The sequence below is a fragment of the Microbacterium sp. Root553 genome (genome assembly GCF_001426995.1).
Taxonomy (GTDB): Bacteria; Actinomycetota; Actinomycetes; order Actinomycetales; family Microbacteriaceae; genus Microbacterium.
The window spans coordinates 1348859-1371133 of record NZ_LMFY01000001.1; the positions used below are offsets into that span (position 1 = coordinate 1348859).

At 69.9% G+C, this 22275-nt stretch carries 14 protein-coding genes; 8 read left to right on the forward strand and 6 right to left on the reverse strand.

The window, feature by feature from the left end; all coding sequences use genetic code 11:
- Window positions 1-3: 3 nt before the first annotated feature.
- Both ASD43_RS06295 and ASD43_RS06300 read left to right on the forward strand, forming a co-directional pair.
- Complete coding sequence (locus ASD43_RS06295; protein WP_082539291.1) at window positions 4-2646, forward strand: GH116 family glycosyl-hydrolase; 2643 nt, start codon at window positions 4-6, stop codon at window positions 2644-2646.
- Complete coding sequence (locus ASD43_RS06300; RefSeq protein ID WP_056414952.1) at window positions 2643-4277, forward strand: fucose isomerase; 1635 nt, start codon at window positions 2643-2645, stop codon at window positions 4275-4277. The genes ASD43_RS06295 and ASD43_RS06300 overlap by 4 nt, the downstream gene beginning before the upstream one ends.
- Window positions 4278-4388: 111 nt before the next feature.
- Here ASD43_RS06300 and ASD43_RS06305 read toward each other — a convergent pair whose 3' ends face one another.
- From ASD43_RS06305 to ASD43_RS06320, 4 genes are read right to left on the reverse strand one after another with little or no spacing between them, the layout of a single operon-like run.
- Window positions 4389-7637, reverse strand: coding sequence for a glycoside hydrolase domain-containing protein (locus ASD43_RS06305; protein WP_235564056.1), 3249 nt, complete (start codon window positions 7635-7637; stop codon window positions 4389-4391).
- 5 nt (window positions 7638-7642) lie between these two features.
- A complete protein-coding gene (locus tag ASD43_RS06310; protein WP_082539292.1) occupies window positions 7643-8578 on the reverse strand; it encodes a carbohydrate ABC transporter permease in 936 nt (311 codons plus the stop codon).
- A complete protein-coding gene (locus tag ASD43_RS06315) occupies window positions 8575-9462 on the reverse strand; it encodes a carbohydrate ABC transporter permease (protein ID WP_056419250.1) in 888 nt (295 codons plus the stop codon). The genes ASD43_RS06310 and ASD43_RS06315 overlap by 4 nt, the downstream gene beginning before the upstream one ends.
- Before the next feature lie 42 nt (window positions 9463-9504).
- Window positions 9505-10806, reverse strand: coding sequence for an ABC transporter substrate-binding protein (locus tag ASD43_RS06320; RefSeq protein WP_082539294.1), 1302 nt, complete (start codon window positions 10804-10806; stop codon window positions 9505-9507).
- A 212-nt stretch (window positions 10807-11018) separates the two neighbouring features.
- Between ASD43_RS06320 and ASD43_RS06325 the strand changes: the two genes are divergently transcribed.
- A complete protein-coding gene (locus ASD43_RS06325) occupies window positions 11019-12326 on the forward strand; it encodes a glycoside hydrolase 5 family protein (RefSeq protein WP_056414958.1) in 1308 nt (435 codons plus the stop codon).
- A gap of 68 nt (window positions 12327-12394) precedes the next feature.
- On the opposite strand, the gene ASD43_RS06330 is transcribed toward ASD43_RS06325, so the two are convergent.
- Window positions 12395-13423: a LacI family DNA-binding transcriptional regulator gene (locus ASD43_RS06330; RefSeq protein WP_056414962.1), complete on the reverse strand. Its 1029-nt coding sequence runs from the start codon at window positions 13421-13423 to the stop codon at window positions 12395-12397.
- Window positions 13424-13589: 166 nt separating this feature from the next.
- On the opposite strand from ASD43_RS06330, the gene ASD43_RS06335 reads away from it, so the two are divergent.
- From ASD43_RS06335 to ASD43_RS06345, 3 genes are all read left to right on the forward strand, one after another.
- Window positions 13590-16583, forward strand: a complete 2994-nt coding sequence (locus tag ASD43_RS06335; RefSeq protein ID WP_056414967.1) for an alpha-mannosidase — start codon at window positions 13590-13592, stop codon at window positions 16581-16583.
- Window positions 16584-16658: 75 nt separating this feature from the next.
- Window positions 16659-17069 carry an MmcQ/YjbR family DNA-binding protein gene (locus ASD43_RS06340; RefSeq protein ID WP_056414970.1) on the forward strand — a complete coding sequence of 137 codons (411 nt, stop codon included), beginning with the start codon at window positions 16659-16661 and terminating at the stop codon, window positions 17067-17069.
- Between the two features lie 329 nt (window positions 17070-17398).
- Window positions 17399-19003, forward strand: coding sequence for an HNH endonuclease signature motif containing protein (locus tag ASD43_RS06345; RefSeq protein WP_056414973.1), 1605 nt, complete (start codon window positions 17399-17401; stop codon window positions 19001-19003).
- A 52-nt stretch (window positions 19004-19055) separates the two neighbouring features.
- On the opposite strand, the gene ASD43_RS06350 is transcribed toward ASD43_RS06345, so the two are convergent.
- Window positions 19056-19646 (reverse strand): hypothetical protein, encoded by a 591-nt coding sequence (locus ASD43_RS06350; RefSeq protein WP_056414976.1) that lies wholly within the window; start codon window positions 19644-19646, stop codon window positions 19056-19058.
- 120 nt (window positions 19647-19766) lie between these two features.
- On the opposite strand from ASD43_RS06350, the gene ASD43_RS06355 reads away from it, so the two are divergent.
- Together ASD43_RS06355 and ASD43_RS06360 are read left to right on the forward strand one after the other, a co-directional pair.
- Window positions 19767-21005, forward strand: a complete 1239-nt coding sequence (locus ASD43_RS06355) for a glycosyltransferase (protein ID WP_056414979.1) — start codon at window positions 19767-19769, stop codon at window positions 21003-21005.
- Window positions 21006-21016: 11 nt separating this feature from the next.
- Window positions 21017-22273, forward strand: coding sequence for a glycosyltransferase (locus ASD43_RS06360; RefSeq protein WP_056419251.1), 1257 nt, complete (start codon window positions 21017-21019; stop codon window positions 22271-22273).
- The last annotated feature ends 2 nt before the right edge of the window (window positions 22274-22275 follow it).

The window sequence follows — 22275 nt, forward strand, 5'->3', positions numbered from 1 at the left end:
CGCATGACCCGTCGTGCCGTCGGCATCCCGCACACCTCGCAGGCGACCGCCTTCCCGCTCGGCGGCATCGGCACCGGCAACGTCTCGATCGGCGCCCGCGGCGAGCTGCGCGACTGGGAGCTCGAGAACCTGCCGGACAAGGGGCGTCGCAACCCGCACTCGTTCTTCGCGATCCACGCCGCACCGGACGACGGCCCCGCGGTCACCCGCGTTCTGGAGGCGCGGTTCACGGGGCGTCACGATGCCGACGCCGGCTACGCGTTCGATCAGCTGGCCGGGCTCCCGCGGCTCGACGGGGCCACCCTGCACGGCGAGTACCCGATCGTCGACGTCGACTTCACGGACGCGGTGCTGCCGGTCGACGTGTCGCTGCATGCCTTCACCCCTCTGGTGCCCCTCGACGCCGATGCCTCCGGCCTCCCCGCCGCCGTGCTGCGGTACCGCGTCACCAATCCCGGCGCCGGCCGCGTCGCGGTGACGGTCGTCGGCAGCGTCTCGCACACCGCAGGGCGGGGAGTCCCCGGACCGGATGCGCCGTGGGGCCTGCGTGCGACCCAGAACGTGCGCTGGCGCGACGAGGGGGCCGTGCGCGGGCTGGACTTCGGCATCGATCTTCCCGAATCCGACCCCGGATACGGCACGCTCAGCCTCACCACCTCCGATCGCTCGACGACCGTCAAACCGCAGTGGGTCACCAGCTACTGGCCCGATGGGGCGCGGCTGTTCTGGGACGATCTCGCCGACGACGGACAGCTCGGGGCCGAGCCGCGCCTCACCCTCGAGGATCGCCCGCGCGGACTGTTCGCCGATCCCGACGCCGATCCCGACGCCCCGCCCCTGACCGAGGCCGAGATGCTCGCGAAGCTGCCGCGTCTGCGCACCGGATCGCTGGGCGTCGTGCACACGCTCGATCCGGGTGAGACCCGCGATTTCGAGTTCGTGCTCTCCTGGGGCTTCCCGAATCGTCGCCGCGGATGGCACGGCCACATCGTGTTCGCGGATCCGCCGGGCGACGACGTCGTGCGCAATCACTACGCCTCGCTCTGGCCGGATGCCTGGGCCGCGGCCACGCACCTGCACGAGAACCTCGAGGAGTTGGAGGGCGCGACGGATGCCTTCGTCGAGGCGCTCTACGGCGGCACCCTCGACCCCGTGCTCGCCGACGCGATCGGTGCGAACATCGCCGCGGCGCGATCGACCACCGGATTCGTGCTGGAGTCCCCCCACCCCGACCTGGGCGACGGCCCGGTGTTCGCGGCGTGGGAGGGATCGTTCGATCACGGCGGATCCTGCGAGGGCACCTGCACGCACGTCTGGTCGTACGCGCAGACGCTCGCCTGGCTGTTCCCGTCGCTCGAGCGCAGTGCGCGCCGGGCGGAGTACCTGCTCGAGACCGACGCGGCCGGCGCCCAGAAGTTCCGCGGCAACCGGGTGTTCGGGGGCCCGTCGTGGTTCATGGGTCCGGCCGTCGACGGGCAGCTGGGAACGCTCCTGCGTCTGCACCGCGAGTGGAGGTTCAGCGGCGACGATGCCTTCCTCCGGGAGCTGTGGCCCGCGGCCGCACGCACCCTCGACTACGCGATCCGCGAATGGGACCGCGACGGCGACGGGCTGCTCGACGGCGAGATGCACAACACCTACGACATCGAGTTCCACGGCGCCGAACCTCTCGCCAACGGCGTGTACCTCGCCGCGTTGCGCGCGGGGGCCCGGATGGCCCGTCACCTCGGCGAGGAGGAGCGCGCGGCGGGGTGGGACGCGCGGGCGGACCATGTCGCCGCGGCGATGGACGAGACGCTCTGGAACGGCGAGTACTACCGTCAGGTCATCTCCGACCCCGACTCCCACCGCTACCAGTACGGCGACGGCGTGCTGTCCGACCAGCTGCTCGGGCAGTTCCATGCGTACGTGAACGGACTCGGGAGCATCCTGCCCCCGGAGCGGGTGGACTCGGCGCTCGCCGCGATCGTCGCGCACAACTTCCGCGACGATCTCTCGGCCCACGAGAGCACCCAGCGCGTCTACGCCCTGAACGATGAGGGCGGACTCCTGCTCGCCTCGTGGCCGCGGGGCGGTCGGCCCGTCATCCCGTTCGTGTACTCCGACGAGGTGTGGACCGGGGTGGAGCACCAGGTCGCCGCCTCGCTCCTGTTCGCCGGACGCGTCGATGACGCGCTGCGCATCGAACACGCGCTGCGCGCACGCTACGACGGCGCGCATCGCAGCCCCTGGAACGAGATCGAGTGCGGCAACCACTACGCGCGATCGCTCGCCTCCTGGGCGCTGCTCCTCGGCGCGAGCGGCGCGCAGTGGGACGCCCCGAGCGGCACGCTCTCGTTCGCCCCGGCGAGCGCAGGACGCTTCCGCAGCCTGTTCACCACGGGCACCGGATGGGGGCGGGTCGAGATCGACGATGAGACGCTCACTCTGCATCTCGACGGCGGCACGCTCGAGGCGGCCGACCTGCGACTGCGCGACCGCGGCCTCGCCCGCGGCATCCGACTCCGAGCGGGGGAGACGCAGGCGTTCCCCCTCGACCTCGCCCAGACCGTTCGATCGACCGGCGCGACCAGCGCCACGACCGATGGCAGCACCACGACCAGTAGCACCATCACGACCAGCACCATCAGCGGAGAGGCATCATGACCACCTACACCCTGCCGGCACCGGCATCCCGACCCGCATCCGCGCCTGCGACCGCGTACCTGATCGCCTCCGGCGACCTGCGCGAGGCCGCCAACACCGGCGGCTGGCCCGTGCAGGTCGAGCTCGAAGCGGGCGTCACCGGCGTCTTCGAAGACCTCGGATGGACCGTCATCCGCGCCAACGACGTCGACCCCGAGACCGGTCACGGCTTCATCTCGAGCCAGCGGATGGGGCTCGAGGTCTTCCGGAACATCCCGACGGATGCTCCTCTCATCGTCGCCGAGGCGGTGTGGCAGTACTCGCACCACGTACTCGCGGGGCTGCGCACGCACAAGGGGCCGATCCTCACGGTCGCGAACTTCGCGGGGGACTGGCCGGGTCTCGTCGGCCTGCTCGGGCTCAACGCCGGACTGACGAAGATGGGCACGCCGTACGCGACGATCTGGTCGGTCGACTTCACCGACGAGTGGTTCCGCGACGGCATCAGGGAGTGGACCGAGACCGGGGCGATCACGCACGACGCCTCGCACGTGCGCCCGCTGCCCGAGCTGCCCGACAGCCCCGAGAAGCAGCTCGGGGAGGCGCTCGCCGCCGAGCTCCTCGCGGAGAAGGCCATCATCGGCGTGTTCGACGAGGGCTGCATGGGCATGTACAACGCGATCTTCGACGACGAGCTGCTGAACAGCACAGGCATCTACAAGGAGCGCCTGTCGCAGTCGGCCCTGTACGCCGAGATGCTGAACGTCACCGAGGAGGAGGCGGATGCCGCCTACGACTGGCTGATCGATGCGGGCATGACGTTCATCTACGGCGAGGACGCCGCGACCGAGCTCACCCGCGAGCAGGTGCAGTGGCAGCTGAAGATGTACATCGCCGCGCTCCGCATCGCCGACGACTTCGGGCTCGACGCGGTCGGCATCCAGTACCAGCAGGGCCTGAAGGATCTGGTGCCGGCATCCGATCTCGCCGAAGGCATCCTCAACTCCACCGAGCGTCCGCCCGTGACCTCCCGCGACGGCTCGCGCGTGCTGCACGAGGGCCGCGCGTTCCCGCACTTCAACGAGGCGGACGAGGGCGTCGCGGTCGACGCGCTCGTCACCGACCGCGTCTGGCGGGCCATGGGACTGGTGCCCGACAACACGCTGCACGACGTGCGCTGGGGCGAGGACTTCGACGGGCAGTTCGTCTGGGTGTACGAGATCTCGGGCTCGGTGCCCGCCTCGCACCTGGGCGGATGGCAGAACGCCGAGGGATGGCGCCAGGGTCATGTGTTCTTCCCCGCGGGCGGCGCCACGATCAACGGCGTCTCGAAGCCGGGGGAGATCGTGCTGTCGAGGGTGTTCATCGCCGACGGCATCCTGCAGGCCGACATCTTCCGCGCATCGGTCGTCGAGCTGCCCGCAGAGGAGACGCAGCGGCGCAAGGACGCCACCAACCCGGAGTGGCCGATCGCCCACGTCGTGCTGCACGGCGTCTCACGCGACCAGTTCATGGCCCGCCACAAGGCCAACCACGCGCAGACCGTGTACGCCCCCGACGCCGAGACCGCCGACCGGGCGCTCGTGGCGAAGGCGGCGATGTTCGCCGGCATGGGCATCAAGGTCAACCTGGTCGGAGACGTGAACCTCTGACACGGATCACGGGCGAGGCCACCGTGCACTCCCCGCAGTGATCCCGGATCGGCCGGCTCAACCCGGATCGGGAGCCCGGCCGGACCGAGGGCTCAGTCCAGATCGAAGAGCTCAGTCCAGATCGAAGAGCTCGAGCTGTCGCACGGTGACCTCGGCCTCCGCGCGCACGCGGAGGGCCGAGGTCACCGTGCGTGCGGCGAGGGTGAACGGCGTCGTGCGGTCGGCCGGGAGTTCCGTGTCGGCGGTGACGGCGACCGGCTCCCAGCCGCTCGTCGTCTCCGTCTCCCACACGAGAGCGGTCGAGGATGCCGCGGACACCATCGTGACCGAGACGTCGCTGACCGCCCGAGCCTCGGCGAATCGCCAGCCGATCCACTCGCCCGGCCGCAGGACGACGCCGCCGGCGCCGACGGGTTCGCCGTCGTCGACGACGCGCTCCGCGTGACGGACGCCCTCGGACGCGATGGTCGCGCCGTCGCTCGCCGTCAGGTCGGGGCGCCACGGCGCAGCATCCGTCTTCGCAGCCTCTTCGAGCCCGTCGTCCGAGGAGTCGCCGAAGACGAGGTCGAGCACCGCGTCGCCGACGAGGGCATCGGCGGGCAGCTCGGCTGTCGTGAGCGGGATGCCGTTCAGGCGCGCCTCGTGCAGCACATGCGCGCTCGGCGAGCGGCGGTGGGAGCGGATGCGCAGCGTCGATCCGTCCCCGCGGTCGACGCGCACGTCGTCGAGCAGGGGCGAGCCGATGCGCAGGACTCCCGAGGCGAGTTCGAGCGGATAGAGCCCGAGCGCCGCCCAGAGCCACCACGCGCTCATCTCGCCGTTGTCTTCGTCGCCGGGGAATCCCTGGCCGATGTGGGCGCCCGCGAACAATCGACCGGCGAGGTCGTGCACGACCGCTGCCGCGCGCCACGGTCGGTCGCTGTGCGCGTACATGAACGGGATATGGTGGGCGGGCTGATTCGAGATCGCGCACATGCCCGAGCGCAGCGCCCTGGCCTCCCGCTGCTCATGGATCACGGCGCCGTAGGAGCCGCCGAACTGCTCGTGCGCGGTCTCCGGTTCGGCGAACAGCGCATCGAGGTGACGACCGAAGTCCGCCGGGCCGCCGTGGAGTGCGGCGAGGCCCGCCCCGTCGTGCACGGCTCCGACCGACATCCCCCAGGCGTTCGTCTCGACGTTGTCGCCGCCCCAGACGCGGGGATCGAAGGGCTCGGAGGAGAACGATCCGCGGTCATCGCGGCCGCGGAAGAACCGGGTCGCGGGGTTGAACAGCGAGCGATACGACAGTGCGCGGTTCGCGAAGTAGCGGGCGAAGGCGCGGTAGCGCGCGGCATCCGTCGGCGAGGCATGGGGGTCGGACGCGAGCTGCGCGGCGAACCGGCCGAGGGCGGCGTCGCTCACCGCGTTCTCGATCGTCCAGCTCATGCCCTCGGGGACGTCCGACGAGATGTAGCCGGTGAAGCGGCCCCGCCCGATGCCCTTGCGGCCGCGCAGCGCGTCGGGGCCGGGCTCGCACGCGTTGCGCCAGCCGCTCTCGAACGCCTCGCGCCGATCGAAATCGACGCCCCAGCGCGCGGCGTCCGCGAAGATCTGGTCGCTCGATGTGCCCACCATGCTGTCGACGTATGCCGGAGCGCTCCAACGCGCCATCCAGCCTCCCCGTCGGTACTGCGCGAGCTGGCCGTCGAGCAGCCGGCCGGTCAGCGCGGGATCGAGCAGAGCCAGCGCAGGCCATTCGGTGCGATAGGTGTCCCAGTAGCCGTTGTTCACGACGAGTTCGCCGTCGACGATCGGCGCGCTCGTCTCGCGCTCGCCGAACGGCTCCCGCGCGGCGAACACGTCGGCGAACCGCCAGGCGGGCGCATCCGCCGTTCCGGTGTTCTCGGCGGCGGTGTTCGGGTACAGATGCATCCGGTGCAGAGCGGCGGCGAGGCGGTCGCGGTTCTCCTCGTGGGCCAGTCGGCGGTGGGGAGCGTGCGCCGCGGGCAGGGGCGGGATCGTGACGCGCCCCAGCACGCGGTTCCACGACGCCGCGGCGGTCGCCCGAAGCTCGTCGTAGGTGACGTCTGCGGGTGCCTCGAGGTCGAGGCTGCGTCTGGCCTGCTCCACCGAGAGGAACGACACCGCCACGCGCACCTCGAGGGAGCCGTGTCCGCCGACGTACCCGGCGACCCGGGCCCTGCCGTCGTCGTCGAGGGCGCCGTGCAGATCAGCCGCATCGTCCCCCTCGCGTCGCCGCACGGTGCCGGCGAAGTAGCAGCGGGGAGCGTTGCCCCAGTCCTCGGGACCCTCCGGCGTCCAGCCGGCGAAGCCGTCGTCGGTCCACACCAGGCGTCCCTCGTCGGTGGGCTGATCGATCACGAACCCGACGATCGCTCCCGCGTCGGTGTCGGTGCCGGTGCCGGTGTCGGTGCTGTGCACGCGGAATGCGGCGGTGTGCGAGGTCGCGGTCATCTCCGCCCGGAGCCCGCCTCCGAGTTCGACGGCGTACTCATGGGGGCGTGCGCGCTCTGTGCCGGGGGTGATCCACCGGCGGCGCGCCGCGCGCTCGGACGTCGGCCGCCCGTCGAACGGCATCAGCTGCAGCACCGAGCGGTCGCCGATCCACGGACTCGGCTGGTGCGAGAACTGCAGGGCCTCGAGACGCCGTCCTGGCGGGTCGTCGTGGATGCCGGGGCGGTAGGGCCAGCGGGTGTCGGAGGCGTCGGTGGCCGGGGTGACGAACGTGAACCCGTGCGGCAGGGCGACCGCAGGGATGGTGTTCCCCCGCGAGAACCGGGGTCCGGAGTGGCTGCCGCGGCGCGTGTCGACGCGCTCGACCGGAGGGAGGGCCTCGTCGATGGCGGGCTGCTCGGCGATGACGCACTGCACGAAGCCCGTGACCTGCGCGGGGAGCCCGCTCGAGCCCGCCAGCGACCCGGTGCCGAGCACCAGCTCGACGGTGACCGAGGTGCGGCGCGTCGAATCCGCATGCATCGGAGCGAGGCTCACCGTGTCGGCGTTCCACTGCTCGGGCATGCTCCAGCGCGCCGCGAACTGCGCCTCCGGAGTGAGGGGGACGTCGTAGCGGTCGCGCACGGCGGCGACGTCGCTCAGTCTCGTCCCGTCGACCGCTCGCGCATCCACCGTCACGGCCAGAGCCGCATGAGGGGCGAGCGTCGCCGCGTCGCCGTCGGCGTAGAACGCCCAGTGCAGCACCGTGTCGGGGGTGACCGGCACATCGTCGAGGCCGGGCACATCGATCCGCTGCGCGCCGACCGACGGGTCGACGGCGAAGGCGAAGACCGGGCCGCGCAGCACGCCCACCCCCGGTCGCGACGAGGGAGGATCGAGCGGACCGTCGGCCGGGGTCAGCCGCACGCTGCTCACCCCTTCACCGCGCCCTCCTGCACGCCACGGAAGAAGAAGCGCTGCGTGAACGAGAACATGATGATGATCGGCACGAGCGCGATCATGGTGCCGGCGGCGATCAGGCGCGGATCGACCGAGAAGCTGCTGTTGAGGTACGCCATGCCGACCGTCAGCGTGTACTTCGACGGGTCGGAGAGCACGATCAGCGGCCAGAGGTAGTCGTCCCAGGCACCGATGAAGGCGAAGATCGCGACGACCGAGACCATGCCGCGGATGTTCGGCCACACGATGTGACGGATGCGCTGCCAGGTCGTGGCGCCGTCGACGGTCGCGGCATCCAGCACGTCCTTGGGGATCATCCGACAGGCGGTCGCGATGAGCAGGACGTTCATCGCGCCGATCGCGCCGGGCAGGAAGACGCCCCACAGGGTGTCGGCGAGGCCGAGCGCCCTGATCGTGAGGAAGTTGCTCGTGACGGTGACCTCGCCGGGGAACAGCAGGGTGGAGAGCAGGATGGCCATGACGATCCACTTGCCGCGGAACTTCATGCATCCGAGGGCGTAGCCGGCGAACGTGGCGAGCACGACGTTGCTCACGACGGTGCCGATCGACACCAGCAGCGAGTGCCATGCGTAGAGGTACACGGGCACGACGTCGGCGACCGTGAGGTAGTTCTGCAGGGTCGGATCGCGCGGGATCAGGTCAGGGGGAAAGGAGTAGATGTTCTCCTGGGGTCCCTTGAACGAGGTCGAGAGCTGCCAGACGAACGGGCCGATGACCAGCACCAGCACCAGCAGCAGCAGGGCGTAGCGCCCGATCAGCCCGCCGAGCGTCGGGGTGCTGAAGTCGCCGGAGCCGCGACGGCGGAAGATGCGCTCACGGGTGGCGGGTGGCGTCCGATCGTCGGGGCGCCGCTCGGGGTCGAGGCGGGGAGGGGTGAGCGTGCTCATGCGGAGACCTTCGCCTTCTTCTCGCGGTTCATGAACGCGATCGCGGCCATCGGAAGCAGGGTGAGCAGGAAGAGGGCGACGCTGATCGCGGAGGCGTAGCCGATGTTGCCGTTGAGTCCGGATCCGACCTGGCGGATCAGCATCACCAGCGACAGGTCGTACCCGCCGGGGCCGCCGGTGCCCTTGGAGAGCACGTCGAGCTCGGCGAAGACCCTCATGGCCGATACCGCGATGAGCACCGCGATGAGGAGCATCGCGCCGCGCACCGAGGGGATCGTCACCGAGAGGAAGCGGCGGAACGCGCCCGCGCCGTCGAGCATGGCGGCCTCGTGCAGCTCCTTGCCGACGTTCCCGAGGGCGGCGAGGTACACGACCATGTAGTAGCCGAGTCCCTTCCAGACGGTCAGCAGGATCGCGCAGCCGAGCAGCAGCCACCGGTCCACCAGGAAGGCCATCGGACGGTCGATGACGCCGAGGAACTCCAGCGTCTGGTTGATGATCCCGCGGCTGTCGAACAGCCACGTCCAGATCAGCGCCACCACGACGACGGAGGCGATGACGGGGAAGTAGAACGTGGTGCGGAAGAACGCGATGCCCGGCAGCTTCTTCTGCACGAGCATGGCCAGCAGCAGCGGGAGGATCGTGAGCAGCGGCACGCACACCACCACGTAGATGATGCACGTGGTGAGCGCGTTCCAGAACATCTCGTCGGCGAACATCCGCTCGTAGTTCGCCCCGCCGACGAACGCGGGGGCGCGCAGGGGCTTGGCATCGGTGAAGCTCAGGAAGACGGTGTTGAGGAACGGCCAGAGCGCGAACACCAGCACCCAGACGACGGCGGGGCCGAGGAGGAGCCAGGGGGTGAACCACCTGTGCGATCGCATGCTCGTCCGACGGGTCCGGATGGCGGTGTCCGCGCTCATGGCTTACTGATCCACCCGGTTCGCGTTGGCGTACTCGACGATCTTGTCGAGCTGGTCCTTCGGGTCGGCCTCGCCGTTGACCGCGAGGGCGATCTGCTGCGTCATGTAGGTGGCCATGTCGGAGGTCCACTGGAACGGGATCGCCTTGGCGTCCTGCATCGCGGCGAACACCGTGTCGATCGCGGCGAGCTGCTTCTCGTCGGTGATCGATGACGAGATGTTCGCGACCACGTCGTCGCCGCCGGCGGAGGTGCCGGGGGCGGTGCCGACGGCGAGCGACGAGAACGCGATCTGGTTCTCCTCGCTGGTCGCGAACTCGGCGAACGCGAGGGCGGCCTCCTTGTTGTCGGAGTCGGCCGACACGTTCAATCCCTGCACGTACAGCGGCGCGATGCCGAGGCGCTGGGTGGCGACGGTGTTCTCCAGCAGCGCCGGAGCGTCCTTCGCGAGGTCGGTGGTGAAGCCGGTGCCTCCGGTGGTGAAGGCGACCTTCTCCTGGATGTACGCCTCGGCGTTTCCGCCGTAGTCGCCGGTGAGGGCTTCGGCGGGCATCGCGCCTGCCGCGTACGCGTCGGCGAACTTCTGGATGATCGCGGCGGCCTCGTCGGTGTTGAAGTCGAACTCGCCGTCATCGTCGATGACCTCCATGCCTGCGGAGGTGAAGGTGTCGAGAGCGGGGATCGACGACAGCAGCTGCACCTTGCCGCCGGACTCGTCGGCGACCTTCTCGGCGAGGGTGAGGAGTTCATCGACCGTGGTGGGCAGGTTCGCCTCGGTCACGCCGAAGGGCGCGAGCTGGGCGAGGTTCCACCACGACGCGTCGCTGGACAGGTACCACGGCAGGCCGTAGGTGCCCTCCATCCCGGGGTACTGGCTGTAGGCCTCCCAGGCGCCGGCGTTGTAGGAGGATTTCAGCTCGGGGTCGGCCGTCTCCAGGTCGACCAGCTTGCCGGCGGCGACGAGCGGATATGCGATGTCCGGCGGCAGGTTGAGCACGTCGGGAAGAGTGTCGGCGTTCGCCTGGCTGAGGATCTTCTCCTGGTAGCCGTCGCCCGGCTGGTCGAGCCACTCGACCGTGACATCGGGGTGCTCCTTCTCGAACGCGTCGATGAGGTCCTCGAAGTAGGGCGTGAACTTCTCGTTCTTCAGCGACCAGGTCTGGAACTGGATCGTCCCGCTCAGCTCGCCGGACGTGTCGATGGGACCGGAGGCGCCGGTGGGGGCACCTCCTCCGGTGCAGCCGGCGAGAGCCATGGCGCCGATCGTGAATGTTGCCAGAGCGACAATGCGTGCGGGAACTTTCATCGTGCTTCTTCCTCGAGGCGGGCGATGGCCGCAGGTCCGAGGTCACGGACTGCAGCGCTTTAGCAGATGAAACCACCGGATGACCGCCCTGTCAAGGCGGTGGCTCCGACGAACACCGGCGGCGCGGAGAACCTCGTGCCGGTATGTTGCTCAAGCGTTATAGTGGTGCGACATGTCCTCGTCGGAGGGCTCCGTCGGAAAGGTCCGGACACATGACGCAGCGCCGCGCTCTCGATGCTCCCCTGAGATTCGGGGCGAATTACACGCCGTCGAAGGACTGGATGCATTCCTGGCTCGACTTCACCCCCGACGACGTGCGTCGCGACTTCGCCGCCCTGGCGGAACTCGGACTCGACCACGTCCGCGTCTTCCCGCTGTGGACGGTTCTGCAGCCCAACCGCACCCTGATCCGTGAGAAGGCCGTCGACGATGTGCGCGCGATGGTCGACATCGCCGCGGAGTTCGGCCTGGACGCGAGCGTCGACGTGATCCAGGGCCACCTGTCGAGCTTCGACTTCGTGCCGTCGTGGCTGTACACGTGGCACGACCGCAACATGTTCACCGATCCGACCGCGCTCGACGGGCAGGTCTCCCTCGTGCGGACTCTCGCCGGCGCGCTGCGCGATGCTCCGAACTTCCTCGGGCTGACACTCGGCAACGAGGTCAACCAGTTCTCCGCGCACACGCATCCCTCGCCGTGGCCGGTCACGACCGACGAGGCCGGCGCCTGGATCGCAGCGCTGCTCGCCGCCGCCGAGGATGCTGCGCCGGGTGCCGGGCACGTGCACAGCGAGTATGACGCGGTCTGGTACATGGACGGGCACGGCTTCACCCCGGCGCACGCCTCGCGGCTGGGGGAGATGACGACGATCCACTCCTGGATCTTCAACGGCACCGCCCAGCGCTACGGCGGTCGATCCGTCGCCTCCGATCGTCACGCCGAGTACCTGATCGAGCTGTCCCGCGCCTTCGCCACCGATCGGCAGCGGCCGGTCTGGCTGCAGGAGGTCGGCGCTCCCTCGAACTGCCTCGACGAGAGCGAGATGCCGGGGTTCCTCGAGGCCACGCTGCGTTCCGCGGTGCGTACCGAGAACCTCTGGGGCGTGACCTGGTGGTGCTCGCACGATGTGAGCCGGGAGCTGGCGGACTTCCCCGAGCTGGAGTACTCCCTCGGCCTGATCGACCAGAGTGGCGCGGCCAAGCCCATCGGGCGCCGATTCGCCGAGCTGATCCCTGAGCTCCGGGCGCGTGCCGCGGCACCCGTGCGCGACACGGCGATCGTGGTCGAGGTCGACCCGCACGAGGTGCCTGTCAGTCGCGCGGCGCTCAGCCCCGGCGGCGCCGTCTTCCAGGCGTGGGTGGATGCCTGCGTGCGCGGCGTCGATCCCGCCTTCGTCACCTCGCTGGCAGCCCTCGATCCCGCGGCACTCGCGTCGCGCGGCATCCGCACCCTCATCCGCCCCGATCTGTCGGGCGATGCCGTCGACCCCTACGGCTCGGTCAACACGGTCGTCGACTGACGCGGATCGCGGATCGCGGATCGCGGATCGCGCTGTCGCGGATCCCTCGCGCGCGGAGCGCGTCGAGCTCAGGCCGTGGCCGGCGGGGCGGTGCTCTCGCGGGCGCTGAGGGTCGGGGTCGGTCCCTGCGTGCTGGGCAGCGTCGTGTCCGCCTCGATCTGCTGCAGCAGCAGGGTGGCGGCCTGTTCGCCGAGCTCGAAGGTGTCGCGGGTCATCGCCGTGATGGAGGGGTTGATCAGCCCGGCGATGACCGAGTCGTCGAAAGACGCCAGCGAGACGTCCCGCGGAACGACCCGCCCCATCTCCTGCGCCACCCGGAGCCCCGCGACCGCCATCACATCGTTGTCGTAGACGATCGCGGTCGGACGCTGCCGCCCGGAGAGCAGGGTACGGGTGACGGCCGAGGCGCGCGTCGGCGAGAAGTCGGTGGTGATCACCTCTCCGGTGATGCCATCGGCGGACATCCGCTCGAGGACCTCGGCGCGCAGTCGGGTGTGCTCGAGGTCGGCGGGGCCGGCGACATACGTGATCCGGGTGTGCCCGAGGGCGGCGAGGTACGAGAACAGTGTGTCGGCCACCTCGTCGTCCGCGATCCAGACGCTGGGCACGGCTCCCTCGGGAGACGGCTTCGAGCCGATCAGCACCGCGCGCGCGTCGAGGGCGGCGATCCTGTCGCTGCGCGGATCGTCGTCGCGAGGGTCGATGAGGATGATGCCGTCGACCTGGTTCGACGACCGCCACTGGCGATGCACCTCCATCTCCTCGCCGATGTCGCCGACGAGGCGCAGCTGCAGGCTGACCTTGCTCTGCGACAGGCGGGATTCGATGCCGGCGATCAGGTCGGTGAAGAACGCCTCGGACCCGAGCGAGCGGGCCGGGCGGGCCAGGGCGAAGCCGACCGTGTTCGCCCTCGCGCCCACGAGCGCCCTGGCGGCCGAGCTCGGCTGCCAGTGATTCTCCTCGACGATCGAGAGGATGCGCTGGCGCGTCTCGTCGCTCACTCCGGGCCGTCCGTTCAGCGCGAACGACACGGCGCCGGGAGAGACCCCCGCCATGCGCGCGATGTCGGCGATCGTGACGCGTTTGCCCAGAGCCATGCGCCTCACACTACTTGATCGGTTTAGCCCCCAGGAAGGCGATGACGGATGTCCGGGGCGATCAGCACTAGATCGCTTTAGTAAATCGGATAGCATGGACGGCAGCCGCCCCTGATCGGGCGCGCATCGAGCCCCCACTCACCGTCGAGCCCGGAGAACACCCACCATGCATGACGACACCTCGCTCACCGTCGGTCGCGTCTCGCGCGTCCTCGCAGAGCGCATCCGCCCGGCCATCCACTCCGCATCCGTGCCCCTGACGGTCGAGAGCGTCGAGCTGCCCGGTGAGCCGATCAGCCCCGCCGAGGGGCTCGCGCTCGAGTTCGCCGGGACGTCGGTTCCGAGCATGTGGGGACCGGCCTGGTCGACCACCTGGTTCCGGCTCTCCGGGCGGGTGCCCTCCGACTGGGCCGGTCGCCGGGTCGAGGCCGTGATCGACCTCGGGTTCGACATCAACATGCCGGGTTTCCAGTGCGAGGCGCTCGCCTACCGCCCAGACGGGTCGCCGGTGAAGAGCATCAACCCGCGGAACCAGTGGATCCCCATCGCGCAGACGGCGCAGGGCGACGAGCCCGTCGAGCTGTACCTGGAGGCGGCCGCGAACCCCGTGCTCCTCGACTACCACCCCTTCCTGCCGACGCAGGAGGGCGACATCCGCACCTCCTCGCCGGAGCCCCTGTACCGGCTGCGGCGCCTCGACCTCGCCGTCTTCGAGACCGAGGTGTTCGAGCTGTCCCTCGACCTCGAGGTGCTGTTCGAGCTGCAGGCCGAGCTGCCGGCGACGTCGCCCCGCCGCATGCGCATCCTCCAGGCGATGGATGACGCGCTCGACGTGCTGGATCTGCAGCGCATCGCCGAGACCGCATCCGATGCCAGGGCCCGTCTCGCGCCCGCGCTGGCCGCGCCGGCCGAGGCGAGCGCGCACCGCATCTCCGCCGTCGGGCACGCGCACATCGACTCGGCATGGCTGTGGCCGGTGCGCGAGACGATCCGCAAGGTCGCACGCACGACCTCGTCGATGACCACCCTCATCGAGGAGCAGCCGGACTTCCTCTACGGCATGTCCAGCGCGCAGCAGTACGCGTGGCTCAAGGAGCACCGGCCCGAGGTGTACGCGCGCGTCAAGGCCGCCGTGGCCGAGGGGCGTTTCCTGCCGCTGGGCGGCATGTGGGTCGAATCCGACACGGTGATGCCCTCGGGGGAGTCTCTGGTGCGGCAGTTCTCGTACGGTCAGCGCTTCTTCGAGCGCGAGTTCGGCATCCGCTCGAAGGGCGTGTGGCTCCCCGACAGCTTCGGCTACTCGCCCGCACTGCCGCAGCTGATGCGTCGTGCCGGATTCGAATGGTTCTTCACGCAGAAGATCTCCTGGAACCAGCAGAACGTCTTCCCCCACCACAGCTTCCTCTGGGAGGGCATCGACGGCTCGCAGGTGTTCACGCACTTCCCGTCGATGGACACGTACAACTCGCAGCTGAGCGGCATGGAGGTCGCCAAGGCCTCTCGCCAGTTCAAGGAGAACCGGGTGTCGTCGCGGTCGATCGCGCCGGTCGGCTGGGGCGACGGCGGCGGGGGGACGACGCGTGAGATGACCGGAAAGGCGCAGCGCCTGCAGAACCTCGAGGGCAGTGCGCAGGTCGTGTGGGAGCATCCCGACGTCTTCTTCGAGGCCGCGCGTGCCGAGATCCCGAACCCCGCGGTCTGGGTCGGAGAGCTGTACCTCGAGCTGCATCGCGGAACCCTGACCAGCCAGCACGCCACCAAGGCCCTGCATCGCTGGGCCGAGCAGGCGCTGGTCGAGGCCGAGCTGTGGGCGGCGACGGATGCCGTGCGCACCGGTGCCGAGTACCCGACCGCGCAGATCGACCGCCTGTGGGAGACCGTGCTGCTGCACGAGTTCCATGACATCCTTCCCGGCACGTCCATCGCGTGGGTGCATCGTGAGGCGTCCGAGGTGCTGTCCCGGGTGATCGACGAGGCGCAGACGCTCGCCGGATCCGCCCGTCGCTCGCTCGCCGGCGACGGAGACCGCGAGCTGCGGTTCGTGCCGAGTTCGGTCGGAGAGGGCCGGGCCCTCGGCGCCGCGTTCCTCGAGGCGCGCGCCGAGCCGGATGTCGCGCTCGCCGAGGAGAGCGACGGCTGGCGTCTCGAGAACGACCTGGTCTCCGTGCTCATCTCCGCCGAGGGACTCATCGTGTCGGCCGTGGACAGGGCGTCGGGCCGCGAGGTCGTGGCGGAGGGGCGCGCGGCGAACCTGTTCCAGCTGCACCAGGACTTCCCGAACATGTGGGACGCGTGGGACATCGACAAGTACTACCGCAACAGCGTCGAGGATCTCAGCGGGGTCGCGTCGATCACGGCATCCGTCATCGACGGCGTCGCCACGGTCGTCGTCACGCGAGCCTTCTCGGAGTCGACCGTCGAGCAGACGATCACTCTCGCTCCAGCCTCGCGCACGGTGGAGCTGCGCAACGTGATCGACTGGCACGAGACCGAGAAGCTGCTCAAGCTCGCGTTCCCGCTCGACATCCAGGCCACGCACACCGAGGCTGAGACGCAGTTCGGGTACCAGTCGCGGGTCACGCACACGAACACCAGCTGGGAGGCGGCGAAGTTCGAGACCTCGATGCACCGATTCGTGCTGGTGCGCGAGCAGGACTTCGGCGTCGCCCTCGTGAACGACTCGATCTACGGCTACGACACCTCCCGTGAGGTGTCCGATGACGCGGTGGCGACCACCGTGCGCCTCTCGCTGCTCCGCGCACCGCGCTTCCCCGACCCCGACACCGACCACGGCCCGCACGAGATCGCGGTCGGCTTCGTGATCGGAGCGGACGCCGCGATCGCGACCGCCGAGGGCATCACGATGAACAGCCCGGCGGCGATCGTGCGTGGTGCGCGCGAAGTCGACCCGCTCGTCTCCGTGCTCGGCGAGGGCATCGTCGTCTCGGGCGTGAAGCTCGCGGACGACGGGTCGGGCGACGTGATCGTGCGGCTGTACGAGGCGCTCGGTCGTCGTGCGATCGGGTCGATCACGGCCGAGTTCGACCACCGGGAGATCCGCGAGGTGTCGCTGATCGAAGACGCGCTCGACGACGCGCGGGTCGGCGGTGAACTGCGCCTGCGTCCGTTCGAGGTGCGCACCCTGCGTATCGTGCGCTGAGTCTGCGCTCTGCCGCCTCGCGGGCTGTCGACGCGGGCCATTGTGGTCGCCGCTGTGCGGGAGGACGATAGGCGAATGGTCACCCTCGAGGATGTACGCGAGATCGCGCTCGCGCTCCCGGGGGTGACCGAACGCGTCGGCGGTCACACGGGAGAGCCGTCGTGGCGTCTGCCGAGCGGGCAGATCGCGTGGATCCGCGGTCCCAGCAAGGTCGATCTGCGCCAGCTCGCCGACCTCGGACTCGAGTGGCCCGAGGGCCCGGTGCTCGGGGTGCGAGTGGCGAGCCTCGAGGAGAAGGCCGCGCTGCTCGCCGCCGAACCGGACGGGCTGTTCTCCATCCCGCATTTCGACGGGTACCCGGGGCTGCTCGTGCAGCTCGACACCGTCGAGAAGGATCGGCTCGCCGAGATCATCGCGGATGCGTGGCTCGTGCGTGCGCCCGTGCTCGTCGCGAAGCAGTGGCTCGCGGAGCGCGGGCTGGACTGAGTCCTGAGTCCTGAGTCCTGAGTCCTGAGTCCTGAGTCCTGAGTCCTGAGTCCTGAGTGCTGGGTGCTGGGTGCTGGGTGCTGGGTCGTGGGGCCTGCGGGCTGGGGGCTGGAGGGCTGGATTGAGTACTGGGGCTGGGCGCTGGGCCTGCGGGCTGGGCACCGAGTCCTGGGCTCTGGGTCTCGGGTGCTGGGTCCCGGCTGGGTCGCGGGGACCGCCGCAGGGCCTGTGGCGCGCCATTCCGGGAGACTGGAATACGCATCTGATCTGGGGTAAATAAGAGGGTTCTCGGGCCTCGAATGTCGGTGGTTCCGGGTTGACTTGCGGGTATGGACAGCACGACGGAGCTTCTGGATCGGGTCATCGCCGACCTCGATGCGGTGCTGTCCGATGATGCGCTCGCGGGTCTGACCGACGCGCAGCGAGTGGCTGTTCTGCAGGGTGCGGGGGCGGTGTTCCGGCGGGCCGAGGCGGTGATCGTCGAGACCGTCGCAACGGCCCATCTGGGGGACTTTCCGCATTCGGCGGGCTGTCGGGGGCTCAACGAGTTGCTGCAGCGGACGCTCCTGGTCGATGTGCGGGGCGCCAGCCGGGTCGACAGGGCCGTCGATCTGGTGCGGCGTCCGGAGAGTCTGGCAGGGGAGAGGATGCCTGCGCGCTGGTCGGAGATGCGGCTCGCGTTGCTCGACGGGGTGGTCGGGGTGGCCGGGTTCCTTGCGGCGACGGGGCCGATCGAGAAAGTGTGGGATCGGCTCACGATCGATCAGCGACTGGCGGCGGATGTCGCGTTGGCGGGGTGCGCCCGCGGGCACGGTCTCGAGATCGACGCCGACGATGACGACTCGGGTGCGGATGAGCCTGGTCCGTCGCCGACGGCGCAGGATCTGAAGGCGCTCGCGGAGGACCTCGCGTCGATGTTCGATCCCGATGGGGAAGAACCGAAAGACGAGGAGGCCTGTCGTCGTCGCGGAATCACGATCGGTCGGTTGCATGACGGCGTGCACGCGATTCGCGGGTATCTGACCCCGGACGTGGCGGCGCAGTTCCAGCTCATCATGGATGCGATCCTGAACCCCAAAGGCGACGGGCCTCCGATGCCCGGCGTGCACTTCGCGCCCAGCGACGGCTCTGCCGCGGACGCCGGTGACGACGCCGGGGCGGACGCGGACTCTCGCGCAGACGCAGACGCGGACGCAGACGCAGACGCAGACGCCGACGCAGACACAGACGCAGACGGCGAGGATCCGTTCAATTCGGATCCGCGGTGCGTGATCGATGGTCGCACTGCGGCGCAGAAACGCCAGGACGCGGTGGCGATGGTCATCGCGATCGCTGCCCGCCACAATGACATGCCCACCCTCGGCGGGTCGTCGCCGGTTCTGGTCGTCACCGTCGATGCGAAAGACCTCGCCTCGCACGCTGGTCATGGCGAAGGCGCCACGTTCGGGGACACTGCGTCGGCACCGGCCGACAACGGCGGGTGGGCGACGATCCAGGGATCCGGCGCCCACGTCCCGATTTCCATTGCCGCGCAGGCCGGCTGCACCGGAGCGATCCAACGCGTGCTGATGGATGAGGGGCGGATCATCGGCCTCACGACCACGGATCGCGTGTTCACGGTGCATCAACGACGGGCGATCGTCGCCCGCGACAGGGAGTGTCTGATTCCGGGATGCCACGTTCCGGCGTCATGGTGCGAGATCCATCACGTGATCGAGCATGCCCGGGGTGGGCCCACGCATACAGACAACGGTGTGCCGTTGTGCTGGTGGCATCACCGAAGTCTCGGTGCCTCGGGCTGGGAGATCCGCATGGAAGACGGTCGCCCGCAGGTGCGGGGACCTGCATGGTGGGATCCCGCACAACGCTGGCGCACCCCACGACTCAGTCTGCCGAGCAAGGCGCGTGTTCGCGGTGCCCTGCTACGGGTCTGAGTGCCGCCGACAGGGACCGGGCGCGTTCACGCTCCGAGGGGATCGAGCACGTTCAGGCCGGCCCGAGCCGCAGGACCTCGGGCGACTCGCCCCCGGTCAGCTCATCGGCCACGCGGATGCTGCCCGCCAGCTCATCGAGAGCGCCGTCGAGAGTTCCGAAGCGCTCGCGGTCGCTGCACACCGCCGTCAGCGTCACGAGGTGCGTCCCCGTGTCCCATGTGTACGTCACGAATGGAGGAGTGGCCGGCGACGGCGGCATCGGCACCACGAGCTTCTCGCCCGCCCCCAGCCACCGGCTCGAGAACGAGACCGTGTCGTCGTAGTCCATCGGCATCGACGCGCGAGCGATGCGCACCTCCGGCGTCAGCGTCTGCACCGTCGCCATCGCGACGACGAGCTCGGGGTCGGCCTTCCACGTCCACACCAGCACCCGGCCGGCCGCGCGACGCATCAGCAGCGGAGCGGCTTGGCTCATCGCCCAGGCACCGAGACGCGAGCCGGGGCGTTCGGTCACCCCGAGTGCCGCGTTCGCCTGCCCGAGCAGCATCCGGATCGCGGCCTTGCGGTGCCGCCGGCCCTTCCATCCGAGCGAATCGGTCACGGGGATCCACAGCCGGGGGTCGGCATCGGCAGTCAGTCGCATGATGCCACGCTAGAGGGTGAGGCTGAGGGATGCCGGTACGCCTCGACGGTCCGATCAGGCCCCTCCGGTAGAGTGGCGAGCGCCCTCAGGGGCTCCCTGGCCGCCGTACCGTAAGGCAGAATGTCTTCCTCTCCCTCCGATCCGACGGGTTCCCCCGACGCCACCCCCGACGCCGTGTCCGCGTCAGGGTCGCGGCCGCTGCGCATCCTGATCGGGTGCGACACCTTCGCCCCCGACATCAACGGCGCCGCACGATTCGCCGAGCGTCTTGCTGCCGGTCTCGTGCAGCGCGGTGAGGACGTCCACGTCGTCGCCCCCAACCTCGTGTACCGTCGCACGCCCGCACGCACCGAGGTGATCGAGGGCGAGCCGATGACGCTGCACCGGCTGCCGTCGGTGCGCTGGGCTCCGCACGACTGGTTGCGCTTCGTCTGGCCCTGGCGCGTGAAGCACTACGCCCGCAGGATCATGGACAGCGTGCAGCCGGATGTCGTGCACATCCAGTCGCACATCGTGATCGGCCGTGGTCTCGCGCGCATCGCGCACGAACGCGGCATCCCCGTGATCGCGACGAACCACGTGATGGCCGAGAACATCCTCGACCACACCACCATGCCGAAGTGGGTCGACGACCTCGTGCTGCGCTGGGCATGGGGCGACGCGAAGCGCACCTTCGCCCTGACGCGCGCGATCACCACGCCGACCCGGCGCGCCGCCGACTTTCTCGAGCGGACCGTCGCTGTCGAGAACGTGATCCCGGTGAGCTGCGGCATCGACCGCGCGCAGTACACGCCCGTGATCGGGCCCCGCGACAAGAACCGGATCATCTTCGTCGGCCGTCTGACCGCCGAGAAGCAGGTCGAGGTCATCCTCGAGGCGATCACCAAGCTCGACCCTGCGCTGGACGCGACCTTCGATATCGTCGGCGGCGGAGACCAGCGCAAGCAGCTTGAGAACCTGACCGTGCAGCTCGGCCTCGCCGACCGGGTGACATTCCACGGGCGCACGAGCGACGAGGAGCTGCGCGCGCTGCTGTCACGAGCCTCGGTGTTCACGATCGCCTCGATCGCCGAGCTGCAGTCGATCGCGACGATGGAGGCCATGGCCTCGGCGTTGCCGATCGTCGCCGCGGATGCCGTGGCACTGCCGCATCTGGTGCACGACGGCGAGAACGGCTACCTCTTCGAGCCCGGCGACTCCGACGCCCTCGCGGCGCGACTGACGGACGTGCTGACCGCAGACGTGACGGAGTACCAGCGGATGCAGCAGGCCTCGCTCGACGGCGTCGTCATCCACGACATCAATCGCACGCTCGACACGTTCGAAGCGCTCTACCGCGACGAGCCCCTGCCCGAGTGATCGGGCGCGCCATGCACATCGTCTTCGTCGGCGATCAGCATCTCGACTCCCTCGGCGGGGCCCAGGTGTCGATGCGGCTGCAGCGACGGTACCTCGAGCGCGCGGGTCACACGGTGACCGTCGTCGCGCCGAGGATGCACGGTCCGCGCGCGCGGAGCAGCGCCGACCCCGCGAACATCGATCTTCCGTCGGTGCCGATCACGACCGACCGCGAGTACTCGATGAGCTGGCCGGGGCGCCGTACCGACCGCATCCTCGATCGGGCGATGACACGGCGACCTCCGGTCGACCTGGTGCACGTCCAGGCGGATTTCTGGGGCGCGTTCATCGGACACCGGTACGCGGCGCGGCATGGGATTCCGGTCGTGCACACCATGCACAATCGCGTGGATGTCGGCATCGCGGCCGTGACACCGCTGCATCGACCCGTGCTCGCGGTGCTGAACCTGTGGCGTCGTCGGGCACTGCGCGACGTCGCCGGCATCGCTTCCGACGGATCCAGCACCGTCCCTGACAGCGCCGGCTTCCAGAGCGCCGCCGGCGACAGCGATGGGTGGGCGTTCCTCCGGGGCATCGCGCGCGGCGCCTCGGCGGTCACGGCGCCGTCGACGCACTTCGCCCGACGCCTCGAGGAGCACGACGTGTTCGGTCCCGTCGATGTCGTCTGGAACGGCATCGACGACGAAGTCCGCGACGCGACGCTCGCGGCCGCTCCGTCGCAGCGCGAACCCGGACGCCCGCGTCTGGTCTGGCTGGGGAGGATGAGCCCCGAGAAGCGCCTGCTGCCGTTCCTGCACGCCTTCGTCGAGTCCGGGGTCGATGCAGAGCTCGAGATCATCGGCGGCGGCGCGCAGCGCGCGGCGGCCGAGAGGATCGTGTCGGGTGTGCGCGGGGTGCGGTTCGCGGGAAAGCTCAGCTACCCCGAGACGCTGGCGCGCATCGCGGCGGCGGACGCGCTGGTGCAGACCTCGATCGGGTTCGAGACCCAGGGGATGACGCCGTTCGAGGCCGCGACCCTCGGCACACCCTCGGTGATCAGCGACCCCGACATCGCGGCCGAGCTCGGTGGCGGGCTCTGGGCGGTCGCCGGTGCGTCGGGTACCGAGGACCAGCGCAGGGCCGGACTCGTCGACGCCCTGCGCCGGGCGGTGTCCGACATCTCCGCCGGCACCGCACCCGTGCCGATGCGCGAGGTCTCCGAGGCGTTCCGACAGTCGTCGCGCACCGCCGCGATGGCCGAGATCTACGAGCGGGTTCTCGCGCGCTGAGC